Source organism: Desulfocurvus vexinensis DSM 17965 (assembly GCF_000519125.1).
In the GTDB taxonomy this organism is placed as follows: domain Bacteria; phylum Desulfobacterota; class Desulfovibrionia; order Desulfovibrionales; family Desulfovibrionaceae; genus Desulfocurvus; species Desulfocurvus vexinensis.
Genome location: NZ_JAEX01000001.1, coordinates 121,269 through 146,129 on the forward strand (window position 1 = coordinate 121,269; position 24,861 = coordinate 146,129).

The 24,861-nt window shown below is 71.0% G+C and carries 21 protein-coding genes; 14 read left to right on the top strand and 7 right to left on the bottom strand.

Annotated features, from left to right (window positions below; all coding sequences use genetic code 11):
- Window positions 1–3 precede the first annotated feature (3 nt).
- From G495_RS0100525 to G495_RS0100555, 7 genes are all read right to left on the bottom strand, one after another.
- Entirely contained in the window at window positions 4–828 is an 825-nt protein-coding gene (locus G495_RS0100525; protein WP_028586195.1) for a transporter substrate-binding domain-containing protein, read from the bottom strand.
- 59 nt (window positions 829–887) lie between these two features.
- Window positions 888–1,763 (bottom strand): amino acid ABC transporter permease, encoded by an 876-nt coding sequence (locus G495_RS16845; RefSeq protein ID WP_245588330.1) that lies wholly within the window; start codon window positions 1,761–1,763, stop codon window positions 888–890.
- A gap of 551 nt (window positions 1,764–2,314) precedes the next feature.
- Window positions 2,315–2,608 carry an addiction module antidote protein gene (locus G495_RS0100535; protein WP_028586196.1) on the bottom strand — a complete coding sequence of 98 codons (294 nt, stop codon included), beginning with the start codon at window positions 2,606–2,608 and terminating at the stop codon, window positions 2,315–2,317.
- Window positions 2,595–2,912: a type II toxin-antitoxin system RelE/ParE family toxin gene (locus G495_RS0100540; protein ID WP_028586197.1), complete on the bottom strand. Its 318-nt coding sequence runs from the start codon at window positions 2,910–2,912 to the stop codon at window positions 2,595–2,597. The genes G495_RS0100535 and G495_RS0100540 overlap by 14 nt, the downstream gene beginning before the upstream one ends.
- 240 nt (window positions 2,913–3,152) lie before the next feature.
- Window positions 3,153–3,944, bottom strand: coding sequence for a glycosyltransferase family 2 protein (locus G495_RS0100545; protein WP_051444917.1), 792 nt, complete (start codon window positions 3,942–3,944; stop codon window positions 3,153–3,155).
- Window positions 3,941–4,627: a dTMP kinase gene (gene tmk, locus G495_RS16850; protein ID WP_051444918.1), complete on the bottom strand. Its 687-nt coding sequence runs from the start codon at window positions 4,625–4,627 to the stop codon at window positions 3,941–3,943. The genes G495_RS0100545 and tmk overlap by 4 nt, the downstream gene beginning before the upstream one ends.
- Window positions 4,603–5,640 (bottom strand): 3'-5' exoribonuclease YhaM family protein, encoded by a 1,038-nt coding sequence (locus G495_RS0100555; RefSeq protein ID WP_028586199.1) that lies wholly within the window; start codon window positions 5,638–5,640, stop codon window positions 4,603–4,605. The genes tmk and G495_RS0100555 overlap by 25 nt, the downstream gene beginning before the upstream one ends.
- A gap of 209 nt (window positions 5,641–5,849) precedes the next feature.
- On the opposite strand from G495_RS0100555, the gene surE reads away from it, so the two are divergent.
- The 14 genes from surE (at window position 5,850) to G495_RS0100625 (ending at window position 24,838) form a co-directional block, all read left to right on the top strand.
- The gene (gene surE, locus G495_RS0100560) at window positions 5,850–6,605 is read left to right on the top strand and encodes a 5'/3'-nucleotidase SurE (RefSeq protein WP_028586200.1); all 756 of its coding nucleotides are present in this window, start codon (window positions 5,850–5,852) and stop codon (window positions 6,603–6,605) included.
- 177 nt (window positions 6,606–6,782) lie between these two features.
- Window positions 6,783–7,706, top strand: coding sequence for a class II fructose-1,6-bisphosphate aldolase (gene fba / locus G495_RS0100565; protein WP_028586201.1), 924 nt, complete (start codon window positions 6,783–6,785; stop codon window positions 7,704–7,706).
- A gap of 24 nt (window positions 7,707–7,730) precedes the next feature.
- Window positions 7,731–8,732, top strand: a complete 1,002-nt coding sequence (gene gap / locus G495_RS0100570) for a type I glyceraldehyde-3-phosphate dehydrogenase (protein ID WP_028586202.1) — start codon at window positions 7,731–7,733, stop codon at window positions 8,730–8,732.
- 409 nt (window positions 8,733–9,141) lie between these two features.
- Window positions 9,142–9,996, top strand: coding sequence for a DUF169 domain-containing protein (locus tag G495_RS0100575; protein ID WP_028586203.1), 855 nt, complete (start codon window positions 9,142–9,144; stop codon window positions 9,994–9,996).
- A 166-nt stretch (window positions 9,997–10,162) separates the two neighbouring features.
- Window positions 10,163–12,079, top strand: coding sequence for a molybdopterin-dependent oxidoreductase (locus G495_RS0100580; protein WP_028586204.1), 1,917 nt, complete (start codon window positions 10,163–10,165; stop codon window positions 12,077–12,079).
- Between the two features lie 225 nt (window positions 12,080–12,304).
- Complete coding sequence (dnaE, locus tag G495_RS0100585; RefSeq protein WP_028586205.1) at window positions 12,305–15,751, top strand: DNA polymerase III subunit alpha; 3,447 nt, start codon at window positions 12,305–12,307, stop codon at window positions 15,749–15,751.
- Between the two features lie 54 nt (window positions 15,752–15,805).
- Window positions 15,806–16,207 carry a 6-pyruvoyl trahydropterin synthase family protein gene (locus tag G495_RS0100590; RefSeq protein WP_028586206.1) on the top strand — a complete coding sequence of 134 codons (402 nt, stop codon included), beginning with the start codon at window positions 15,806–15,808 and terminating at the stop codon, window positions 16,205–16,207.
- The gene (gene dtd, locus G495_RS0100595; RefSeq protein ID WP_028586207.1) at window positions 16,204–16,671 is read left to right on the top strand and encodes a D-aminoacyl-tRNA deacylase; all 468 of its coding nucleotides are present in this window, start codon (window positions 16,204–16,206) and stop codon (window positions 16,669–16,671) included. The genes G495_RS0100590 and dtd overlap by 4 nt, the downstream gene beginning before the upstream one ends.
- Before the next feature lie 163 nt (window positions 16,672–16,834).
- Entirely contained in the window at window positions 16,835–17,962 is a 1,128-nt protein-coding gene (locus tag G495_RS0100600; RefSeq protein WP_028586208.1) for a flagellar assembly protein A, read from the top strand.
- A 7-nt stretch (window positions 17,963–17,969) separates the two neighbouring features.
- Window positions 17,970–18,725 carry a motility protein A gene (locus G495_RS0100605; protein ID WP_028586209.1) on the top strand — a complete coding sequence of 252 codons (756 nt, stop codon included), beginning with the start codon at window positions 17,970–17,972 and terminating at the stop codon, window positions 18,723–18,725.
- Between the two features lie 3 nt (window positions 18,726–18,728).
- A complete protein-coding gene (locus G495_RS0100610; RefSeq protein WP_028586210.1) occupies window positions 18,729–19,481 on the top strand; it encodes an OmpA/MotB family protein in 753 nt (250 codons plus the stop codon).
- 1 nt (window position 19,482) lies between these two features.
- Window positions 19,483–21,201, top strand: coding sequence for a CgeB family protein (locus tag G495_RS0100615; protein ID WP_425387584.1), 1,719 nt, complete (start codon window positions 19,483–19,485; stop codon window positions 21,199–21,201).
- 7 nt (window positions 21,202–21,208) lie between these two features.
- The gene (locus tag G495_RS0100620) at window positions 21,209–22,675 is read left to right on the top strand and encodes a glycosyltransferase family 9 protein (protein WP_051444919.1); all 1,467 of its coding nucleotides are present in this window, start codon (window positions 21,209–21,211) and stop codon (window positions 22,673–22,675) included.
- A gap of 159 nt (window positions 22,676–22,834) precedes the next feature.
- Entirely contained in the window at window positions 22,835–24,838 is a 2,004-nt protein-coding gene (locus tag G495_RS0100625) for a flagellar hook-length control protein FliK (RefSeq protein ID WP_028586213.1), read from the top strand.
- The last annotated feature ends 23 nt before the right edge of the window (window positions 24,839–24,861 follow it).

A 24,861-nucleotide genomic window follows, 5' to 3' on the forward strand; every position in this document is an offset into this window, starting at 1 on the left:
GGGCTACTCCACGCGGTCCTTCCAGTCCATGGTCATGAACCAGTAGTGGTAGCGCTCCTGGATCCAGCCCTCGCCGCGCACCTGCTGGATCCAGCTGTTGACGTAGTTCAGCAGGTCGGGGTCGCCCTTGCGCATGGCGATGCCGTTGGGCTCGTTGGTCAGGTTGCGCTCGAAGGGCACGAAGAGCTTGTCGGGGTTTTCGGCGGCCTGCTGGGCAGGCAGGGGGGCCATGCTCACGAAGGCGTGGGCCCGGCCCGCAAGCAGCTCTTGCAGGGCCTGGGGCTCCTTCTCGAACAGGCGCTTCTGGGCCCGGGGGAAGTGCGTTTCCAGGGCCTTCTGGGCCGTGGTGCCCGTGCGGGCGACGATGACCACTGCGGGGTCGTCGTAGGCCTGCATGGAGGTCAGTCCTGCGGCCTTCTCGCGGCTGGCGACCATGGACTGGCCCGAGTAGTAGTAGGGCTCGGAGAAGTAGACCTGCTGGGCGCGGTCGGCGCGGATGCTCATGCCGCCGATGAGCAGGTCGAACTTGCCCGCGAGCAGGGCGGGGATGATGCCTTTCCAGGCCGTGGGCACCAGCTCGATGCGCACGCCCAGGTCCTGGGCGAAGCGCTCGGCCACATCGATCTCGAAGCCGATGAAGGCGCCAGTCTTGTCCTTCATGGCCCAGGGCACGAAGGTGTCGAAGCCCACGCGCAGCACGCCGCGCTCCATGATGGCGGTGAGCGCGCTCTCGCGGGTCAGGGCGGCGCCGGTGTCGCCCGCTGCGGCGGGGGCGGCCAGGGCCAGGGCCAGGACCAGGGCGGCCAGGGTCAGGGTGGTGATGCGCATGGGGGCGTCCTCCTCGGGGGGCGGGTAGGGGGTGTTGCGCGGGCGGGCGGCAGGCACGGTCAGCACCCCGTGCCCATGCGCCGCTCCAGCCCCGCCGCCGCCAGGGACAGCGGCAGGGTCACGCACAAATAGATGGCGGCCACGGTGAACCATGTCTCGAAGACCAGGAAGGTGTCCGAGGCGATGATGTTGCCCTGCTGGGTCAGCTCGAAGATGGCGATGGTGCTGGCCAGGGACGAGTCCTTGACCAGGGACACGGCCACCCCCGTGAGCGGCGGCAGCACGCGGCGCAGGGCCTGGGGCAGGATGACGCGGCGGTAGGTCTGCCAGCGGCTCAGGCCCGTGCCCAGGGCGGCTTCCCACTGCCCGCGGTCGATGGACACGATGCCCGCGCGGAAGATCTCGGCGGCGTAGGCGCCCTCGAACAGCGCCAGGGCCAGCACCGCCGAGGCGAAGGCGTCCATGCCCAGCACCGGGGCGATGACGTAGTAGATGAAGAAAATCTGGGTCAGCAGCGGGGTGTTGCGCACGGTTTCGACGTAACCGCGCGCCACCAGCCGCGCGGTGAAGGAGCCCGACAGGCGCAGCACCGCCGCGCCCAGCCCGAAGACCAGGGCCAGGCCCAGGGCCAGGGCGGCGATCTGGAAGGTGACCAGCAGCCCGCGCAGCAGCGGCCCAAGGGTCCAGGCGCCGTCCGCCGCCGCCACGAGATAACGCGGGATGCGGTACCACTTCCACTGGTAGCCCAGCCCGTGTTCGCCCGAGGCCAGGAACGCGGCGGCCCCGGCCAGCAGCAGGGCGAAGAGCAGCACATCGCGCGCGGCGCGCACGGCGGCCCGGCGCTGGCCAGGGGCGGGCATGGGCGCGGCGGGAGGCGCGCCGGGGGCGCCAGGGCCACCGGGGGCGTGGGCGGTTGTGGGCTGGGCGGTGGTCATGCCCGCCCCCTGGCGCCCCGGGGGCCCGGGAGCTGCGGCGGGGCCGGGGGGCCAGCGGGCCGGAGGTGGTTCGAGCGGTGCCCGGGGTGCCCGGCGCCTGGGTGGCGCGCGTCCTGTCGGGAAGCCGGGTGGTGCGCTTGGGCCGCTCCGGCAACGGGCGCCGGGCGGGGGACGGTCTGCGTGTGGCGGGGGCGAAGGGGGGCTGCGGGGCAGGAAGGCAGGGGCCGGGCGGCTGCGCAGGGCCCGCCATGCGCAGCGCGCACGGCGGCCCGGGCCAGGGCGCGCCGCCCCCCGCGTTCGCCTCCGGGGCCGAAGAAGACCTGTGAGGTCTGCCGCAGCCGCGCGGGCCGCAGGGTGCGAGCGATACGGATCATGCCGGAGCCTCCTGCCACAAGACACCACCCTAGCAGAATCCGGGGCGATGGCAAAGCGTGCTGGACAGGGCGGGGAGGCACCGGGGCGGGGGTGGCGGAGAGGTGTACTGAGAGGGGTATCACCTGACGCCATTGCCCCTGGCGGTCTGCCCCGCGCTGCCGGGCAGTGCTGCCCTCTTACAGGCCGGTGGTGCTGTTTGCCTTTGGGGCCAGGGGCACGCCCAGGGCTTTGGTGATCTTCAGGATGGTGTCAAAGCGCGGCTTGGCGCCGGGGGCGAGGGTCTTGTAGAGGCTTTCGCGGCCCAGGCCGGTATCCCTGGCAAGCCGGGCGATGCCGCGTGCCTTGGCCACATCGGCCAGGGCGGCGAGGAATACGTCGGGGTTGTCGTCTTCCATGGCTGCGGCGAGGTATTCAGCCATCAACTCCTCGCTGTCGAGGTAATCGACGGCATCGAATCTACTTGTTTTCATTGCGGTTTGCCTCCTCGATTTCGCGGCGCAACTGCCTGGCCCGTTCGATGTCCCGGCGCTGGCTGCCTTTGTCGCCCCCGGCCAGCAGCCAGTAGACTTGCCAGCCTTCCTGCCAGAAGTAGATGCGGTAGTCCGGGCCCCAGTGCAGGCGCATTTCCGAGACGCCTTCGCCCACGGGGGCGCAGTCGCCGAAGTTGCCGTGTTCCGCAGCCCTGATGCGCACGAGGATGCGGGCCTTGGCCTTGATGTCCTTGAGTTTTCCGAGCCAGGCGGCAAAGGCCCCGGTCTGGTGGAACACGTTCATGGCAGAAGTGTATCCATCGGGATACAGAAGTCAAGGCCAATCCCTGGTCCGCCCTGCCCCTTTCGAGCCTCCCGCATCTCGCGCCAGCCGTACCCAGGCCACCCTGCCTCAAAGAGCGCATTTTCCGGGAGGAGGGTGGGGGAGAGGGTCCGGGAGAGGGGGCGGGGGGAACCGGCTTTTGGCGCTTGGGAAAAAGGGAGTTCCCCCCGCCCCCTCTCCCGGCGGCCTTCGGCGCGTCCGCTACTTGTGCCCGGCGCGGCGGTTGAGCTCGTCGAGCTTCATGTATTTGTGGAAGGCGTAGAGGAAGGCGTGCACGGCGAGGACGAGGCCGGCGCGGCCGTCGCGGAAGCCCTGCTTGAGCAGGTATTGCTTGGCGAACTTGCCTGCGCCGTGGCCCAGGGCGCGGGCCAGGCCGGAGGGGCGGCCCTGGCGGTGCAGCTCGGCGGCGGCGGCGGTGGTGTAGCGGTTGATCTTGTCCAGGTGTTCGGCGAGGTCGGCGTAGGGGTAGTGGACGATGTCGCCGGACAGGGTGCGCACGGGCCCGGTGGGGTGGAACTCCTCGTGGGGCAGGGTGCCGCGGATTTCCACGGCGTCCAGGCGGAAGGCGCGCAGGAGCAGGTCGGGGTACCAGCCGGAGTGGCGGATGAAGCGGTCGAGGTACCAGGAGCGGCGCGGGCAGAAGAAGCCGGTGGCCCCGGCGGGATCGGCCAGGGCGGCGCGCAGGCTGGCCTTGAGCTCGGGGGAGAGGAATTCGTCCTGGTCCAGGGTCACGATCCAGGGTGTGTCCACCTGCTCGAAGGCGAAGCGGAACTGGGGGATGGTGCCTTCCCAGGCCCGGGTGAGGATATCGGCCCCGGCGGCGCGGGCGATGTCCAGGGTGGCGTCGGTGCTGCCGGAATCCACCACCAGCAGGCGCTGGCAGAAGTCCAGGGAGGCCAGGGTGCGTTCCAGGTGCTGCTGGCCGTTGCAGGTGAGCACCACGGCGGTGGCCGGGGCGGCGGCGGGCGCTGCGGGGGCCGTGGGCGCGGTCACGGCTTGGGCTCCAGGGTGCGCGGGGCCGGGCCCTGGGCGGACTCGGGGCGCTTGCGCAGGTTCTGGCCGACGATCTCCAGGGCCTGGGCGACCACGGCGGCCAGGGGTTTGGAGGCGTCCACCACGCGGAAGCGTTTGTTGTACAGGGCCGCGCGGGTCAGGTAGCCCTCGCGCACGGTTTCGTGGAAGGCCAGGGCCTCGGCCTCGAAGCGGCCCTCGGTCTGGTGCGTGCCCTCGCGCAGGTTGCGGGTCAGGGCGCGGCGCAGGCCCTGTTCGGCGGGCAGGTCGAAGAGCAGGGTCAGGTCGGGCCACAGCCCGCGCACGGCCTCGTCGTTCAAGGTGTGCAGCAGGGCGGGGTCCAGGCCGCGGCCGTAGCCCTGGTAGGCCACGGTGGAGTCGGCGTAGCGGTCGCACAGCACCACGCGCCCGGCGGCCAGGGCGGGGCGGATGACGGTGCCTACATGCTGGGCGCGGTCGGCCAGGTAGAGGAACAGCTCGGCCTCGGCGGTGAGGTCGGCGTTGTCCACGGCCAGCAGGATGCGCCGCAGCTCCACACCCAGGCGCGAGCCGCCGGGCTCGCGGGTGCGCAGCACGTCGTAGCCCTGGGCCACGAGGTGCTCCTGTACGCGGTCCAGGACGCTGGACTTGCCCGAGCCTTCTATTCCTTCGAAAGTAATGAACATTGCTGGGCCTTGGGGTTGTCCTTCCGGTCCTGGGACGGGTCGGGGGTGCGGGCGGGGCGGTAGACGAAGCGCGAGAGCGGGCGCACGAAGGGGCTCCAGCCTGTTTCGCCGTCGGGCAGAGCCTCGTCTACGGCCTCGGCCACGGTCTTGAGCTTGGCGTCGAGGTTGTCGGCGAAATGCAGGGCGAAGGCCTCGCGCGTCTTGGGGCGCTTGGGCGAGCCCCATTCCAGCTCGCCGTGGTGGGCCAGGATGACGTGGCGCAGGTGCGTGGCGATCTCGGGCTCCAGGTCCTTGGCCTTGCGCAGAAAAGGTTCGAGCACCTGCATGCCGATGAAGATGTGCCCCAGCAGGCGGCCCTCGTCGCTGTGTTCGCGCACGGGGCCGGGGGCGTATTCCCAGGCCTTGCCCAGGTCGTGGAACACGGCGGCGGCAAGCAGCACCTGGCGGTCCAGGTCGGGGTAGAGGTCGCAGAAGGTCATGCACGCGCGGCACACGGCCAGGGTGTGCTCCAGCAGCCCGCCCGCGTAGGCGTGGTGGATGCTCACGGCGCCTGGGGCGGCCATGATGCGGGCCTTCACGCCGGGGTCGGTGAGCACGGTGCGGCACAGGGTGCGCAGGGGCTTGTGGTGCAGGTGCTCGCGGCACAGGGCCTCGATGTCGGCCAGCATGTCCTCGGGGGCGCGCTCGCTGGCGCGCACGAAATCGGCCAGGGTCAGGGCGGCCTCGGCGTCGGGGTCCAGCACGGCGAGTTCGTCCACCACGACCTGGGCCTGGTCGCGGTAGGTGCCGACCAGCCCGCGCACGTGGACGAAGCGCCCGGCGGCCAGGTCCTGGTGGGCCTGGGCCTGGGGCGAGAAGATCTTGGCGGGCACCTCGCCGCTGCGGTCGGCCAGGGTCAGGGCCCAGAAGGGGCCGTTCTTGGCCTGGCCCTGGCGGGCCTCGGCCAGCAGGAACACGGCGTCGGCCTTTTGGCCGGGGGTCAGGTCGCGGACGAAGGTTGTCTTGGCGTGCATGGGCTGCGTGGGAAAAAGGGTTGCACGGCGCGGCGCGCCGCCCGCAAGGGATAGCAGAAGCGCGGGGGCTGCGCAATCGCCCTTGGGCGTTGCGAAGATGGCGCGCCTGGGCTAGGCTTGGGGGCGAGCGCCGGGGGCGCCGCGATTTTTGGCGCGCGGCCAAGGCGGCCCGGCCCGGAAGCAAACGCCAACCAGGGAGCCTGCGGCCCATGAAGATTCTTCTTACCAACGACGACGGCATCCAGGCCGTGGGCCTGCGGGCGCTGTACGCGGCGCTGACGGCGCGCGGGCACCGGGTGCGTGTGGTCGCCCCGGTCACCGAGCAGTCCGCCGTGGGGCACGCCGTGACCCTGGCCATGCCGCTCAAGGTCAAGCAATTCCACGAAAACGGCTTCCGCGGCCAGGGCGTGCTGGGCACGCCGGTGGACTGCGTGAAGCTCGGCCTGACGCGGCTGCTGGACGAGCCGCCGGACCTGGTGGTCTCGGGCATCAACGCGGGCTGCAACGTGGGCGTGGACATCATCTACTCGGGCACGGTGTCCGCCGCCACCGAGGGGGCGCTGATGGGCTTCCCGGCGCTGGCGGTGTCGCTGGACAACTGGACCCCGGGGGACGTGTCCGGGCAGGCGGAGTGGACGGCGGATTTCGTGGACCGCGTGGAATGGGCCGGGCTGCCGCGCCAGTGCGTGCTGAACCTGAACTTTCCGGATCGGCCCCTGGCCGAGGCCCTGCCGCTGCGCGTCTGCCGCCAGACCACGGCGGGCTACGAGGACTGGTACGACGAGCGTACCGACCCGCGCGGGCACACCTACTACTGGCTGGGCGGGCGCATCCCCGAGGAGCGCGTGAGCCCGGAGACGGACCGCGCCCTGCTGTGGGCCGGGCATATCACCCTGACGCCGCTGCGCTTCAATTTCACCGACGACGGGGCCATGCGCACCCTGGAGGGCATGGGCCTCAATTGACAGCCCACGGGGCTGCGTCTATAAGCTGGCTCGTTTCCGGAGGACTGCCTCCGCGCGTCGCACCCGCCCCTCCGGCCCGCCGGGACGCGGAGCCGTGGCGCGCGGAAATCCAGGACGCCCGCAAGGGGCGGCCCCGACCCGGGCGCCGCCGTCATTCATACTTTTGAGGAGGATCCCATGCCCCTGACCGGACCCAGAGAGATGTTCGAGAAGGCGTACAAGGGCGGCTTCGCCGTGGGCGCGTTCAACGTGAACAACATGGAGATCATCCAGGGCATCGTCATGGCCGCCCAGGAGGAGCGCGCCCCGCTCATCCTCCAGATTTCCGCCGGGGCGCGCAAATACGCCAGCCAGCCCTACCTGATGAAGCTGGTGGAGGCCGCCCTGGTGGAGGCCGACCTGCCCATCTGCGTGCACCTGGACCACGGCGCGGACTTCGACATCTGCAAGGCCTGCATCGACGGCGGGTTCACCTCGGTGATGATCGACGGCTCGCACCTGCCCTACGAGGAGAACGTGGCCCTGACCAAGCGGGTGGTGGCCTACGCCCACGACAAGGGCGTGTGGGTCGAGGCCGAGCTTGGGCGGCTGGCGGGCATCGAGGAGCACGTGGTCAGCGAGGAGAACGTGTACACCGACCCCGACCAGGCCGTGGACTTCGTGGGCAAGACCGGCTGCGACAGCCTGGCCATCGCCATCGGCACCAGCCACGGGGCCTACAAGTTCAAGGGCACCCCGCGCCTGGACTTCGAGCGCCTGGAGACCATCACCAAGATGCTGCCGGGCTACCCGCTGGTGCTGCACGGCTCGTCCAGCGTGCCGCAGGAGTTCGTGGCCATGGCCAACGCCTACGGCGGGCAGATTCCCGGCGCCCAGGGCGTGCCCGAGGACCTCTTGCGCCGCGCGGCGACCTTCGGCGTGTGCAAGATCAACATCGACACCGACATCCGCCTGGCCATGACGGCCACCATGCGCAAGTTCTTCCACGACAACCCGGCGGCCTTCGATCCGCGCGGGTATCTGGGCGAGGCCCGCAAGGCGGTCAAGGACATGGTCCAGCACAAGATCAGGAACGTGCTGGGCTGCTCCAATCAAATCTAACCCATCGCTGCAAAGGTAGGAACAATGCCCGTGCGTATCGGATTGAACGGCTTTGGCCGCATAGGCCGCTACCTCACCCGCCTGCTGGCCCGGGAGACGGGCCTGGAACTGGCCATGATCAACGCCCGGGCCGACAACGCGACCCTGGCGCACCTGCTCAAGTACGACTCCATCCACGGCACCTACGCGGGCGAGATCGTGCCCACCGAAGCCGGGCTGGCCATCGACGGCCACGAGGTGGCCGTGTCGCGCCAGGACATCGGCCAGTGGACCTGGGGCGCGGGCGGGGTGGACATCGTGGTCGAGACCTCGGGCCGCGTGAAGGACCGCGCCGGGCTGGCCCGGCACCTGGACTGCGGCGCGAAGAAGGCCGTCATCGCCGCCCCGGCGGGCGACGCGGACCTGACGGTGGTCATGGGCGTGAACGACCACCTCTACGACCCCGCGCGGCACCAGGTGCTGTCCAACGCCTCGTGCACCACCAACTGCCTGGCCCCGGCGGCCAAGACCGTCCACGAGGCCTTCGGCATCCGCCACGGGCACATGACCACCGTGCACGCCTACACCATGAACCAGCGCATCCTGGACGGCTCGCACAAGGACCTGCGCCGGGCGCGCGCGGCGGCCCTGAGCATCATCCCCACGACCACGGGCGCGGCCCGGGCCATCGGGCTGGTGATCCCCGAGCTGCACGGCAGGCTGGACGGCCTGTCCATGCGCGTGCCCACGGCCAACGTCTCGCTGGTGGACCTCTCCTGCGAGCTGGAGCGCGCGACCAGCGCCGAAGAGGTCAACGCCGTGCTGCGCACCGCCGCCGAGGGGCCGCTTGCGGGCCACATGGGCTACACCGAGGTGCCCCTGGTGTCGGTGGACTACACCTCCAACGCCTGCGGCGGCGTGGTGGACGGCCTGCTGACCCACGTCATGGACAAGACGCACCTCAAGCTGGTGGTCTGGTACGACAACGAGTCCGGCTATTCCAACCAGCTGGTGCGCCTGCTGCGCAAGATGGCCGCCAGCCTGTAGGAGGCGGCCCGGGCCAAGCCCGGGGCAGGGCCGGGAGAAGAATGCATAACGCCCGCAGGCTTTGGCCTGCGGGCGTTTTTGCGTGGCGCGGGCGTCTTCGTGTTGCCTGGGGGGCAGATTGTTGGTATGGTCAACCAAGGCAGGCGTCCAGTGTCTGCGGGACGCAGGGGGTGTTTTTCGGGGGGCAGCCTTGAGAGGCGCATGGCCCCGGCACCGTCGGCGGCTGCCTGCGGCCCTGCGGCGGGGGCTGCCGGGGACAGGGCTGGACATTCCTCCGGGCACAGCAGGGGCCCCGTGCGACGCTTTGGGCCGCGACGGCGCGGCGCAGCACGGGCTGGCGCATGCGATCTGCGCCGGCAAGGCGGGCCGCGACGGTGTGGAACGTGTGGCAACGGACAAAGGAGCGGGCATGAACACGTTGATGGAACAGACCACCAGGCTTCTGGAACTGCTTGGGCACGACGAGACGCCCCTTGGCGTCCACTACGCCGAGGCCAGGCCCGAGGGCTTCGGGCCTCGGGCGGGCGAGATCTTCAGCCGCGAGCGGGAGGCCGCAGGAGCCATCGACTGGCCCAAGGCCTTCGGCGACTTCTCCTGCATCGTGGGCAACGTCTGGCTGGCCCGCAAGAAGCGCAAGCCCGCCTGGATCAGCCACGAAGAGTGCGGCTGCATGGGCGGGGGCTACTACGCAGGCATGTACGCGCCCTATGTCGAGATGATCGTCAGCTACGTGTCCACGGGCATCCCGGGCACGGCCATGGAGGGTGAGCACTACATGCCCTCGCCCGAGGCCATGCGGCATTTCCTCGAAGAGGTGGACCCGCCGTCCGGGCTGGGCAGGTATTGCGTCATCAAGCCCCTGGAACTGTTCGCCGCCGGGGAAGAGCCGCTGGTGGTGGCCTTCTTCGTGCGCCCCGAGGTGCTCACGGGGCTGCATTCGCTGGTGGGCTACGCCACGGGCGGCCTCGACGCCGTGCGGGCGCCCTTCGGGGCGGGCTGCACGAACATCATCACTTGGCCGCTGACCTACCAGCGGCGCGGCCAGGAGTGCGCCGTGCTCGGCGGCTTCGACCCCTCGGCCCGCAAGTTCATGAAGCCCGACGAGCTGACCTTCGCGGTGCCGCTGTCGCTGTACCGCAAGATGCTTGCGGTCATGGAGACCTCGGCCCTGACACGCCACACCTGGGCGGGGGTGCGCAAGAAGGTGGAAAAAAGCAGGCGCGCCTGGGGCGAGGCCGCGCAGGAAGACGCACGGCAGGGCTGACCCCGGCCCCGGCGCGGGAGCCGGAAGAATGCAAAACGCCCGCAGGTTTTGGCCTGCGGGCGTTTTGCGTGGCCGTGGCCTGCATGGAGAGGCGGGCCGCCCGCCCCCGGCGCGCCCCGAAATCGTCTTTTGACGCCCCGGGCGGGGTTGGGGTAGCGTCGCGGGCATGAGCAGCGTCAAGACCAGAACCGTGTCCGCCTGCATGCTGGACTGCCCGGACGGGTGCTCCTTCGTGGTGGAGACCGACGGCGAGGGCGGGGTGCGCATCCGGGGCAACCCGGAGCACCCCTTCACCCAGGGCTTCATCTGCGCCAAGACCGCCAAGTACCCCGAGCGGCTGGCGCACCCCGCGCGCATCACCAGCCCGCTGTTGCGCCAGGGTGAGGGCTTCGTGCCCGTGCCCTGGGGCCGGGCCCTGGAGCTGGTGGCCGGGCGCATCGACGCCCTGCGCGCCACGCCCGAGCGCATGGCCCACGTCAAGGGCGGGGCCCTGCGCGGGGTGCTGGCCCAGGCCTCGCGCCACCTGTTCGCGGTGCTCGGAGCCACGGGCACCAGCGGCTCGCCCTGCGACGAGGCGGGCATCGCCGCCAGCATCCAGGACTTCGGCGCCCTGGACCACAACGACCCCCAGGACCTGCTGCACGCCGCGCGCATCGTCAACTGGGGCCGCGACCTGACGCGCTGCTCGGTGCACCAGCTGGCCCTGGTCCGGCAGGCACGCAAGCAGGGCGCGCGGGTGCTCTCGCTGTCCCCGGGCGGGGACGGCTGCGCCGAGTTCTCCGACCGCGTTTTGCGCGTGCGCCCGGGGTGCGACCGCTTCCTGGCCGCCGCCGCGTGCAAGGCGCTGCTGGAGCGCGGGGTGGACCCGCAGGTGCGCGAGGCCGTGGCCGGGCTGGAGGCCTTCGGGGCCCTGCTGGCCGGGCACGACACGGCGGCCCTGCTGGACGCCTGCGGCGTGGGCCCCGCCGAATTCGCCGAACTGCTGGCCTGCTACATCGCCGACGGGCCCACGGCCACGCTCATCGGCTGGGGCGTGCAGCGCTACCTGCACGGCGGCGAGAACGTGCGCTTCATCGACGCCCTGGCCGTGCTCTCGGGCAACGTGGGCCGCCGGGGGGGCGGGGTGTATTTCAACATCTCCTCGGGCCGCAACTTCACGGCCTGGGCCGGGCGCGGGGCCGGGCCCCGGCCCCGGCTGCTGCCGCTGCACGCCCTGGGCCGCGCCCTGCTGGACGCCGACCCGCCCGTGGAGCTGCTGTGGATCGACGGCATGAACCCCGTGGCCCAGCTGCCCGACGGCCAGACCCTGGCCCAGGCCATGCGCCGCTGCCCCTTCACCGTGGTGGTGGAGGCGTTCATGACCGACACCGCCGCGCAGGCCGACCTGATCCTGCCCTGCGCGCTGATGACCGAGCGCGAGGACCTGGCCGCCTCGTGCCTGCACAGCGTGGTCAACCACGCGGCCAAGGTGCAGGACCCGCCCGGGGAGGCCCGCGCGGATTTCGAGTTCGTGAGCGAGCTGGGGCGGATGCTGCGCGAGCCCGTGGAGCTGCCGGACGCCGAGGAGTGCTTGCGCACGGCACTGTCCGGCCCGGCCACGCCCTTCACCATGGCCGAGCTGCGCGCCCGGGGCTTCATGCCCGCCCGCTGGCCCGAGGTGGCCTTCGAGGGCATGCGTTTCGCCCACCCCGACGGCAGGTGCCGCCTGCCCCTGGCGCTGCACCCCGAGCCCGGGCCGGACCCCGACTGGCCCTGTGCCCTGCTGACCCTGGTCCACCGCGACTTTATCCACTCCCAGCGCCCGCCCGACGAGGCGCCCGGCCCGCCGCGGGTCATGGTGTCGCCGGACAACCCCTGCCTGCCGGGGCTGGACCTGGACCGCCCGGTGTTCCTGGCCACGGCGGCGGGGCGCATGGCCGTGAGCCTGGGCCTGGATCCCGGGGTGCACCCGCAGGCCATCGTCGGGCGCCGGGGCGGCTGGCTGCGCCACGGGCGCTGCTTCAACGCCGTGATCGAACCCCGGGAATGCGACCTGGGCGGCGGCACGGCCTACTACAGCCAGCGGGCGCGCCTGGAGAACTGAGGCCGGGCCGGACCCCGCGCCGCGCCGTGGACTTTCCGGGCCTGCCCCCGGACCCCGCCGGGGCGGCCCGGGCCGGGGCGGCCTGCCGAACCCCGCGCCGGGCCCGCTCCGGCAGTGCCCGTCCTTGGGGTTTTGCCCCGGGCCGTTTGCTGCTACAGTGCCCCCCGACGCGCCCGCATCCCCGGGCGCGCAATTCCACCAGTCACCAACCGGGGCCCGTCCGCCATGTCCGATTTCGTCCATCTGCACTGCCACACGGAGTTCAGCCTGCTGGACGGCGCCATCCGCCTGAAGGACCTGTGCGCCAAGACCGTGGAATTCGGCCTGCCCGCCGCCGCCATCACCGACCACGGCAGCATGTACGGCGCGGCCAAGTTTTTCACCACGGCCAAGGAGTTCGGCGTCAAGCCCGTCATCGGTTCGGAGATCTACGTCTCCGACGGCGACCACCGCGTGAAGGAAGGCCCCGGGGCCATGCGCCGCTACCATCTGGTGCTGCTGGCGCAGAACCTGACGGGCTACCGCAACCTCGCCAAGATCGTCACCGAAGGCTACATGGAGGGCTTCTACTACAAGCCCCGGGTGAGCCGCGAATTCCTGGCGCGCCACAGCGAGGGCATCATCGCCCTGTCGGCCTGCCTGCAGGGCGAGGTGGTGCGCGCTGTGGTGGACCGGGGCATGGACGAGGGCCTGCGCGTGGCCCGGCTCTACGAGGCCATCTTCCCCGGGCGCTTCTACATCGAGATCCAGGCCAACGGCATCGCCGATCAGGACCGGGCCAACGTGCTGCTGCGCGAGCTGGCCGCCCACGCCAAGCTGCCCCTGGTGGCCACCAACGACTGCCACTACCTGACCGCCGCCGACGCCAAGGCCCACGACATCCTGCTCTGCGTGCAGACCAACGCCTGCGTGGACGACGAGAAGCGCTTCCGCGTGGATTCGGACAAGCTCTACTTCCGCCCGCCCCAGGAGATGCGCCGGGCGTTCCCCGACTGCCCTGAGGCCCTGGACAACACGGTGCGCATCGCCGAGCAGTGCAACGTGGAAATCCCCATGGGCCGGTACTTCTTCCCGGTCTACAAGGTGGACGAGGGCAAGAGCCTGGGCGACGAGATGCGCGACCTGGCGCGCCAGGGCCTGCGCGAGCGCCTGGCGGCCATGCCCTACGCGGTGGACGAAAAGCTCTACTGGGAACGCCTGGAAATGGAGCTGGACGTCATCTGCCAGATGGACTTCCCCGGCTATTTCCTCATCGTCCAGGACTTCATCAACTGGGCCAAGCGCAACGGGATTCCCGTGGGCCCCGGGCGCGGCTCGGCGGCAGGCTCCCTGGTGGCCTACGCCCTGCGCATCACCAACCTGGACCCCATCCCGTACAACCTGCTGTTCGAGCGTTTTTTGAACATCGAGCGCATCTCCATGCCGGATATCGACGTGGACTTCTGCGAGCGCCGCCGGGGCGAGGTCATCCGCTACACGGCCCAGAAGTACGGCGAAGATTCCGTGGCCCAGATCACCACCTTCGGGACCATGAAGGCCAAGGCCGTGGTGCGCGACGTGGGCCGCGCCCTGGGCCTGACCTTCGCCGAGACGGACAAGATCGCCAAGCTGATCCCCGAAGACCTGAAGATGACCATCAAAAAGGCCCTGGAGCTGGAGCCCGAGCTGGTGCGCATGCAGGGCGAGGACCCGCGCGTGGCCCGGCTGCTCGACATTTCCCAGCGCCTGGAGGGCATGCACCGCCACGCATCGACCCACGCGGCGGGCGTGGTCATCTCGCCGGGGCCGATGAACGAGTTTTTGCCGCTGTACCGGGGCAAGAAGGGCGAGGTCGTCACCCAGTACGACATGAAATACGTCGAGAAGATCGGGCTGGTGAAGTTCGACTTCCTGGGCCTGCGGACCATGACGGTGATCCAGGACACCCTGGACATCATCGGCGAGCGGGGCGGCCCCGTGCCCGACCTGGACACCCTGCCCCTGGACGACCAGCCGACCTACGACCTCTACTCGCGCGGCGACACCGACGGCATCTTCCAGGTCGAGTCCGACGGGATGCGCAAGTACCTGCGCATGCTCCGGCCCTCGTGCTTCGACGACATCATCGCCATGCTGGCCCTGTACCGCCCGGGGCCCCTGGGCTCGGGCATGGTGGACGAGTTCATCCGCCGCAAGCACGGCGAGGTGCCGGTGGTCTACCCCCTGCCCGAGCTGGAACCAGTGCTGCGCGACACCTACGGCGTCATCGTCTACCAGGAGCAGGTGATGAAGATCGCCCAGGTGGCCGCAGGCTACACCCTGGGCGGGGCGGACCTGTTGCGCCGGGCCATGGGCAAGAAGATCGCCGAGGCCATGGCCGAGCAGCGCGCCGTGTTCTACGAGGGCGCGCTGAAAAAGGGCGTGTCCCAGGAGAAGGCCAAGGAAATATTCGACCTCATGGAGATGTTCGCGGCCTACGGCTTCAACAAGTCGCACTCGGCGGCCTACGCGCTGATCTCCTACTACACGGCCTACCTGAAGACCCATTACCCCACCGAGTTCATGGCCGCCATGATCACCTCGGAAGTGGGCAACACCGACAAGCTGCTCAAGTACCTGAACGCCTGCCGCGACATGGACATCACCGTCCTGCCGCCGGACGTGAACCGCTCCCAGAGCCACTTCACCGTGCCTGCCCAGGGCCAGATCATCTTCGGCCTGGCCGGGGTCAAGAACGTGGGCGAGGAGGCCATCCGCGAGATCGTGGACGCTCGGGCTCAGGGCGGGGCGTACAAGAGCCTCCTGGACCTGGCCGAGCGCGTGAACCTGCGCAAGGTCACCAAGCGCGTGCTGGAGAACCTGATCAAGAGCGGCAGCATGGACTGCTTCGGCGTGCCGCGCGCCGAGCTGGCCGACGCCCTGGACCGCGTGGTGGCCACGGCCCAGAAGCGCGCCAAGGACCGCGAGAGCGGCCAGATGTCGCTCATGGGCGTGGTGGGCATGGACGTGCCCAGCCTGCCCGGCACCGGCCTGCCCCAGGACGGCCCGGCCCTGGGAGAATGGCCCGACGACGAGCGCCTGCGCCAGGAGAAAGAGGCCCTGGGCTTCTTCCTCTCCAGCCACCCGCTGCTGACCTTCCGCCACGAGATCCGGCGCATGAACCTGGTGGACCTGCAGGACGCGGCGGACTACCCCGGCGGTGCGGCGGTGCGCACGGCGGTCATCGTCACCGGGGTCAAGGAGATCATCACCAAGAAGGGCGGCAAGATGGCCTTCCTGGAGGTCGAGGACCTGGTGGGCGGCGGGGAGTGCGCGGTGTTCCCGGACTCCTGGGCCGAGATGAAGGAACTGTTCACCTCCGACCAGCCGCTGCTGCTGGAGGCCCGGGTCAGCGACCGCGAGGGGCCGGGCGAGGAGGGCGGGCCCAAGCGCGCCCGGCTCGTGGCCGAAAAGGTCCAGGCCTTGGCCGACGCCCTGTCGGCCAACACCCTGCCCGTGGTGCTCTGCCTGCGCGCGGAGCAGCTTGCCGGGCCGGGCATGGACCGCCTCAAGGACGCCCTGGCGCGCTTTCCCGGCAAGACCGAGGTCCAGATGTGGCTGCACGCCGAGGGCTTCGAGTGCAAGCTGGCCCTGGGCCCGCGCTACCGGGTCACGCCCTGCCGGGAGTTGTGGAAGGAAATCGAGGCCCTGTAGGCACAGGCCCGGGGCGCAACAGCCAAAAAGCGGGCCCAGGCCCGGGGAAGGACCATGACGCAGGAACGCAGGGGCAGGTGGCGCCTGTCCGTGAGCGAGGAGTTCTCGGCCTCGCACCAGTTGCGGCACTACGAGGGCAAGTGCGAGCGGATGCACGGCCACAACTTCGGCGTGGTGGCCGAGGTGCAGGGCGACACCCTGAGCCAGGATACGGAATTACTGATGGATTTCAAGGTCCTGCGCGGGCACCTCAAGGACGCCCTGGCCGCCCTGGACCACCGCCACCTGAACGAGGTGGCCTGCTTTGCCGAGCGTAACCCCTCCTCGGAGAACATCGCGCGCTTCCTTTACGGCGAGCTGGCGGCGCGGCTGGCGGGCAGCGGGGTCGAGGTGGTCGGTGTCACCGTGGCGGAGAAGCCGGGCCAGTCGGCGACCTATTTCGAGGTGGCGCCGTGAGGGTGCTGCTCCAGCGGGTGCGCGAGGCGCGGGTCACGGTGGGCGGACGCAGCGTGGGGGCCATCGGCGTGGGGCTGCTGGCCCTGGTGGGCTTCTCGCGCGAGGACGGGCCGGACCTGCCCGGCACCCCGGCCTGGGAGCGGACCCTGGCCCGGCTGGCCGAGCTGCGCGTCTTCCCCGACCCCGAGGACCGCATGAAGCTCTCCCTGGCCGAGTGGGGCGGCGAGCTTTTGCTGGTGCCGCAGTTCACCCTGTACGCCGACCTGGGCAAGGGCCGCAGGCCGTCCTTCCACCTGGCCGCCGAGCCGGACGTGGCCCGGCCCCTGTTCGACCGTCTGGTTGCGGACATGGGCGCGCGCCTGCCCGGCAAGGTGGCCCAGGGCGAGTTCGGCGCGTCCATGAATGTGGCCCTGGTCAACTGGGGCCCGGTGACCATCCTGCTGGACAGCGCCGGGCAGGGCTGACGGGGCCGCGCGGCGCCCGGCGCGGCCCGCCACGGGGATCGCCGCGCCGCGCCGGGCCCAAAAGGCACTTGAATTTGACCGCCGGGCAACGTATGGCGGTGTACTGTTCCGGGAGCGCGCGCCCGGCCAGCCTGGCCGTGCGCGCCCCGGCGAAGGACGGTGCATGCCCTATTATCTGAGGCACTTCTTCGACCCGGGCTTCGACTACACCGACCTGCGGCCCCGCGAACTGGCCGACGGCAGCGTGGACCATTACAACCGGGGCTATGTGCAGAACGTCGAGCGCGGGCAGGTGCTGGCCCGGTGGGTGGACGCGCCCCCGGTGCCCGAGGCCGGGGCCGAGCCCGACCCCTGGAGCACCCGGGCCCACGAGGAAAAGGTCTTCCCCGCCGGGAACAACACCATGATCGACCCCGCGCGGCCCGACGAGCTGCTGGCCGCCGAGGCGGGCTACGTGTTCTACCTCGACGGGCGCATCACGGTGAAGAAGACCCTCAACGTGCGCCGCGACGTGGACTTCCACACCGGCAACATCTCCTTTCTGGGCAATGTGGTCGTCCACGGCAGCGTGCGCGCGGGCTTCCAGGTCCAGGGCCAGAACGTGCTGGTGCGCCAGACCGTGGAAGGCGCGCTGATCCGCGCGCGCGAGTCCTTCCAGGCCGAGGGCGGCGTCAAGGGCGGGGGCAAGGCGACCATCAAGGCCGGGGCCAACTTCCGCGTGCCCTTTGCCGAAAACGCCATGCTCCTGGCCGGGGGGCGGATGCTCATCGACGGGCCGTGCATGCACTGCGACGTCTACGCCGGGGAGCAGCTGGCGGTGAAGGGCCGCCTGGTGGGCGGCAAGGCCGTGTGCACCCGGATCATTTACGTGGGCGGGCAGCTGGGCGGGGGCATGGGCGCCGAGACGGTGCTCATCCTGGGCTACGACGCCATGCTGCTCAACCGCTCGCACCTGGTGGAGGCCAAGGTGGCCGAAACCCTGGCCCGCCTGGAGGAAACCCGCGCCCTGGCGGCCAAGCACCCCCACCTGCGCGCCGAGCTGGCGCCCAAGGCCGCCCTGCTGGAAGAACGCCTGGCCAAGTTCCGCGAGCGGCACCGCGAGCTGTGGCAGGGCATCCGCGCCGTGGAGAACCTGGAGGCCTGCCGCGTGGTGGTGCCGGGCAAGGTCCACCCCGGGGTGGAGGTCTGCATCGGCGAGGCCTGCTACACCGTGGACGACCTCATGGAAAACGTCTTTTTCACCTATGCTGACCACGAGGTGGTGGTCGGCAAACCCGCCCTGAAGAAGTAGCCCGCGTATGGATATCGGAACCCTTGTCGGCATGCTTGCCGGGCTGGGCCTGATCTTCGGGTCCATCGCCTACGGCGGCAATCTTGGCGGATTCTTCGACGTGCCCTCGGTGCTCATGGTCATGGGCGGCACCGTGGCCATCGCCTTCATCATGTTCCCGGCGGGCGTGGTGCTGCGCTCGTTCAAGGTGGGCATGAAGGCCTTCTTTGCCAAGGGCCGCGACGCCTCCGCGCTCATCGACCTCATGGTCTCCCTGGCCGAGAAGGCCCGCAAGGAGTCCCTGGTGGCCCTGGAAAAGGTCCAGGTGGACGACCCGTTCATCAAGAAGGGCGTGCAGCTCGTGGCCGACGGCACCGAGGAGGGCCTGGTGCGCGCCGTGCTCGACACCGAGATTTCCTTCATGAGGCGGCGCCATTTCCAGGGCCAGGGCGTGTTCAAGGGCATGGGCACCATGGCCCCGGCCATGGGCATGATCGGCACCCTGGTCGGGCTGGTGCAGATGCTCCAGAACCTGGACGACCCGAGTTCCATCGGCCCGGCCATGGCCGTGGCCCTGCTGACGACCTTCTACGGCGCCGTGCTGGCCAACGTGATCTTTTTGCCCATGGCCAAGAAGCTGGAGGAGCGCAGCGCCGAGGAGACCCTGTACATGGAGATCGCCATGGAGGGCGTGGTGTCCCTCATGCACGGCGAGCACCCGACCATCGTGCGCGAGAAGCTGCTGGCCTTCCTCGCGCCCGCCCTGCGCGAGGCCAAGGGCTAGGCCATGGCCGGCGCGCCCTACGTCAAGAAGCCCCTGGAGGCGCCGCCGCCGGAGGAGGGTCTGCCGCCCTGGATGGCCACCTTCGCGGACATGGTCACCCTGCTGCTCTGCTTCTTCGTGCTGCTCTTGTCCTTCGCCAACATGGACATCATGAACTTCCGCACGCTCATGGGCTCCATCCAGAACGCCTTCGGCGTGCAGACCGAGCGGCCCGAGGCGACCTTCGCGGCCTATTCGCCCACGCGCCTGGAGCGCCAGGGCGTGAAGCTCGACCGCGAACAGAAGGCCGTGCTCGACCTGACCATGCAGCTGCGCGCACTGCTGGAGCAGGAGGAGGAGCTCAAGCGCTCGGTGGGCGTCAGCGCCGAGCGCGAGGGGGCCCTGGTGCGCGTGGAATCGGCGGCCCTGTTCGAGCCCGGCGGAGCGACCCTGCGGCCCGATGCCCCGCGCCTGCTGGCCCATGTGCTCAAGGTGCTCAAGGAGTACAATTTCAACTGCGTGATTCGCGGACATACCGACGACCAGGAGGCGGCGGCGGGCGCGGGGCCCTTTGCGTCCAACTGGGAGCTGTCCGCCGCCCGGGCGGCGGCCACCCTGCGCTATCTGGTGGAAGAGGGCGGCATCGACCCCCGGCGCATGAAGGCCGTGGGCTACGCGGGCACCCGGCCCCTGGTGCCCAACGACCGCCCCGAGGACCGCGAGCGCAACCGCCGCGTGGAGTTCATGCTCCACCGGCCCGACACGGAGACCTGGTGAGGTGAACGCGCGATCCGACGACCCGGCCCGGCGCCCCTACGCCGCCCGCCCCCTGACTGCGGACGGCGGGGCCCTGGCCGACGTGCTGCTGGACTTCGGGGACCGCACCTGGCCGCTGCTGGGCGGCGCCGGGCAGGCCATGGAGCTGCGCGCGGTGGAAGAGTTCGACCCCGGGGCCGGGCGGCTGCCCGTGCTGCTGGGCTCGGGCCTGGGCGCGGCCCTGGCCCGGGTGCTCGCGGCCTGGGCCGGGCCCGTGGCCGTGGTGGACCGCGAGGCGCCCATCCTGGAGCTGACCGGCGTGCGCCGGGGCCCGGGCGCCGACCCCCGCGTGCTGTGGGTGGACGAGCCGAGCCCCGAGGCCGCCCTGCGCGCGCTTTCGCGCTGGCAGATGGAGCACGGCGGCAAGCCCTTCGCGCCCCTGGCCCTGCCCGTGTACCGGCGCATCGACCGCGCCTACTACGGCGCCCTGGAGCAGGCCCTCGCCGCCAGCCGCAAGGCCGACTTCTGGGCCCGGGCCCATTATCCGAAGTTCACCTCCTGGCCTCCGCGCGTGCTCTACCTGACCAGCGACTATTTCCTGCTGGGCGAGCTGGTGCGCGCCAGCGAGCGCCTGGGCGCGCCGCACCGCTTCGTGAACATCGGCGCCCGCGAGACGGGCCGCGCCGAGTTCGTGGAGCGCCTGCTGCACGAGATCGTCACCTTCCGGCCCGATTTCGTGTTCACCATCAACCACCTGGGCGTGGACCGCGAAGGGGTGCTGGTGGACCTGCTGGAGCGCCTGCGCATCCCCCTGGCCTCCTGGTTCGTGGACAACCCGCACCTGATCCTCTACCTCTACAACAAGCTGCAAAGCCCCTGGACGGCCATCTTCACCTGGGACACGGACAACCTCGCCAGCTTGGCCGAGCGCGGGTTCCCCCATGTGCGCTACCTGCCCCTGGCCACGGACGCCACGCGTTTCGTGCCCGTGGCCGCGCCGCCCGCGCGCCATCCCTGGCGCTCGCGGGTCTCCTTCGTGGGCAACTCCATGACCACCAAGGTCGGCAAGCGCATGAAGGCCGGGCGCTTCCCGCGCGAGCTGCTGCGCACGTACAAGGCCGTGGCCGCCGGGTTCCGCGCCGGGCGGGAGCGCTCGGTGAGCGCGTTTTTGCGCCGGGCCCACCCGGACCTGGCCGCCGTGTTCGACGCCTTCGAGACCAACGAGCGCCGCCTGTGCTACGAGACGATGATCACCTGGGAGGCCACGCGTCAGTACCGCAAGGGCTGCATCGAGGGCATCCTGGGTTTTGACCCGCTCATCGCCGGGGACCGGGGCTGGCTGCGGACCTTCCCCGGGGCTGGCCGGACTTGGCGCTGGCACAAGGAATTGAACTATTACGAGGAATTGCCCCTGTTCTACGCCCTGTCGGAGGTCAACTTCAACTGCACCAGCCAGCAGATGAAGGGCGCGGTGAACCAGCGCGTGTTCGACGTGCCCGCCGCCGGGGCCTTCGTGCTCACCGACCACCGCCAGCAGATGGAGAACCTTTTCGAGCCCGGGCGCGAGGTGGCTTTTTTCCGCGACCCCGCCGAGGTGCCCGATCTGGTGCGCCATTACCTGGACCACCCCGCCGAGCGCGAGCGTATCGTGGCCGCCGCCCGGCGGCGCATCCTGGCCGAGCACACCTACGAGCACCGCCTGGACGCCCTGTTCCGGGCCATGCGCGAGCTGTACGGGTGAGGCGGGCATGAACGCCGCCGACAGAGCCCAGGGCGACCCCGGCAAGGCGCCCATCCTCATCCTCCAGATGCAGCGCATGGGCGACCTGGTGCTGTCCTTTCCGCTCATGCTCTGGCTCACGCGCCGCTTCCCCGGCCACCCGGTGTGGACCATGGCCGAGCGGCTGTTCTCCGAACATCTGCTGCCCGTGAGCCCCCAGGTGACCTACTTCCCCTGGGAGGCCGCCAGCCTGGCCCACCTGCGGGCCCACCGCTATCATCTGGTCATCAACCTGAGCCACGATCCGCGCGCGGCGGAGCTGGCCGGGGCCGTGGACGCCGAGGAGGTCTACGGCCCGGTGCGCACCCCGGGCGGGGCGGCCTATGTGCGCGGCGACTGGCAACTCTACCGCACCTCCCTGGTGCGCGCCAACCGCCACAACCGCTTCCATTGGGCTGACCTCAACGCCCTGGACGTGATTCCCCTGGCGGAGATCGCCGCCACGGGTTATTCGCCGCCGCGCACCATCACCGCCGTGGCCCGGCGCAAGATCGGCCTGTTCCTGGGTGCCAGCCAGCCCGAGAAGCGCCCCGAGCCCGCCTTCTGGGCCGCCCTGGCCCGCGAGCTGCTGGCCCGGGGGCTGCGGCCCGTGCTGCTGGGCGGCCCGGGCGAGGCGGCCATGGGCCGGGCCGTGGCCGGGGAGGTTCCGGAGCGGGTGCTCAACCTGTGCGGGACCACCAGCCTCTCCGAGCTGGTGATGATCGGCCAGACCCTGGGGCTCATGGTCACCCCCGACACCGGGCCCATGCATCTGGCGGCCTGGACGGGCCTGCCGGTGCTCAACCTGTCCATGGGCAACGTCAACTGCTGGGAGACCGGGCCCTACCAGCCCCGGCACCACGTGCTGCGCGCGCGCATGAGCTGCCGGGGCTGCTGGGAGTGCTCGCGCCCGGGCGTGCCCTGCCGCGAGCGCTTCCTGCCCCGGCAGGTGGCCTTTCTGGCCCACCAGGCCGTGGAGGGGCGCCTGGAGCGCTATGCGGGGCGGCCCCTGGCCGACCTGGAGCTGCTGCGCTCGGCCCGTTCGGAGCAGGGGCTCTATGCCTTGCAGCCCTTGGCTCCCGAGGGCGTCCCTGCGGCCCGCGAGCTGCTGGGCCGTTTCTGGCACCAGTTCTTCGGGTGGAACCACGGGCTGTGGGGCCCGCAGACGGCCCGGGCGGCCTACGCGGCCCTGGCCGAAGGCTACCCGCCCCTGCACGAGGGCATGCGGCGCTTCCTGGCGCGGCTGGGGCGCGACCTGGGCCGGGGTCTGGCCCGCTCGCGGCGGACCCTGCCGCCCGACTTCTGGCTGCGCACGCCCCCGGCCATGCAGCCCGCGCGCAGCCTGTGCCAGCTGCTGCTGGAAAACGGCGACTTCGCCCGCCCGGCCTGGGCCCGGGCCCTGGGCCTGGCCGAAGCCCTGCTGCTCGTGACCGACCCCCGCGGGCCCGGGGCGTAGCCGACTGGCGGAGCGTCCCTTTTCCAGGCCCTTTCCGCCCCGGCCCGCGCGGGCAAGTTCTGCCTGCCCCCGGGCGCGCCGCCGCCCGCTCCCCCTTGGAATCATTGCATGATTGCTTTGGTACGCCTCTTGTAATCAAGGCGGCCAGGAGTGCGTATCATGCAGTTTTTTCCCTTCCTGAACACCGACGCCGTATCCTCGGGCCTGGACGCCAATGCCCTGGGGCGTGGCGCGTCATCGCGTCTGGACAGCCTGGGAGAGGACGCCCGCGCCCAGTTCGCCAGCCTGCTGGATGACGAACTGGCCGCCGTGCAGGACGACGTGCCGGGCCGGGAAGAAGCCGTGCGCAGCATGTGGGCCAAGGCCCGTTCCGGCGTCCAGGCCCTGGCCTCGGAGCGGCTGCTGCACAACGATTTCGCCACCCGCGCCCGGACCGCTGCCGCTGCGCAGGGCGCGAGCTCCCGCAACGCCTCGGGCGTGGACCTGGGCGCCCTGATCTCCGGGCGCGGCGCCGTGTCGGGCGTGGGCGAACTGAGCGGCCTGCGCATGACGCGCGAAGACCTGCTGGCCCTGCAGGACGGCCTGAAGGCCTACGGCCTGTCCAAGGCCGACGTGCAGGCCCTGGACGAGCGCATTTCCAGCCAGGGCGGGCTGTCCTGGGGCCAGTTCCTGGCCACGCTGTCGCAGAAGATGACCGAGCTGGGCCGCGAGTTCGCGCCCCTGGCCCTGTCGGGCGCCGAGTCGCGCGACATGCTGACCCTGTTCCAGAAGATCGGCTTCACCGCCGCCCGGTCGCGCGAGCTGCTCTCCACCCTGGAGGGCGGAGGCACGGCCACGGTCTGGGAGGCCATCCGCTCCCAGCTCGCCCAGCTGCCCGAGGGCGCCACCGTGGGCCTGGAACGCTCCGAGCTGGCGACCCTGGGCAAGGTCATGAAGCTTTCCGAGTCCGGCCAGGCCCGGCTCACGGCCCTGCTGGGCGAGGCCTCCGGCGCCGAGCTGACCCCCGGCCAGCTCTCCACGGTGATGACCGTGCTGCGCGCCGAGGTCGCCGCCGACCGGCAGGTGGACGCCGACGTCAACCAGGCCCTGCGCGCCCTCGTGGCCAAGGGGCTGACCGACGCCGCCGAGCGCGCCGGGCTGGCCCGCCAGGCGGGCAACCGCCCCGGCAACGACGAGCGCAACCAGCGCGTCCTGGCCCAGGAAGGCCGCCGCCAGCGCAGCGAGGAGGCCCAGGGCCGGGCTGCGGACCAGACCGGCGAGCAGGGCGCTGCCGAACGCATCCTTGAGGCCGATCCCAACGCGGCCCGGGCCCGGCGCGCGGCCCAGGCGCCTGCGGCCCAGGCCGCCCAGGGCGAGGCCGCCCGCGAGCCGCGCGAAGCCACCGAGGGCCGCGAGGGCCGGGGCGCCTCGGGCCGCGAAGGGCAGGATGGCAGGTATCTGGCCGACGGTGCGCTGCGCCGGGGCGCCTCCGCCCAGGGCGAAGGCGCTGCGGGCGGCAAGTCCGACGGCAAGTCCGACGGCAAGTCCGGCGACGGGGCCGACGCGGCCTGGCGCCAGATGTGGGACAAGGTGCGCGCCGAGGACGGCGCCCGGGCCGCCCAGGCCCGCGTGGACGAGGCCTCCGTGGCCGCCGCGCGCCTTGCCGACGTGGCGGGCCTGACCCAGGCCACCGGGCGCGACGCCCTGGCCGGGCTGGACCGCGAGCTGGCCGCCCGGGCCATGCGCCAGGTGGAGTCGGGCCTGCTGCGCACCCTGGGGCAGAACCAGAAGCAGCTCGTGCTGCGCCTGGACCCGCCCGAGCTGGGCAAGCTGAGCATGGTGCTCACGGTACGTGACGGCGAGGTCAGCGCCATGTTCCGCGCCGAGACGCGCGAGGCGCAGACCATGCTCTCCGAGCAGATGAGCCAGCTGCGCACGCAGCTCGAGCAGCAGGGCATCCGCGTGGGGCGCATGGAAGTGCAGACCCAGCTTTCCGGCGACCAGAACCCCGGGCAGTGGCTTTCCGCAGGCGACCACAACCAGGCCCGCGAGCGCGAAGAGGCCGCCCGGCGCCAGGGCCTGCTGCGCCAGATGCGCGGGCAGGACCAGGACGTGGCCCAGGAAATGCACAATGAGCCGCACACGGCAAGAATTGCCCGCCAGGGGCTGGATATCATCGCCTAGCGACCCATTTTGCGAGGACCGCC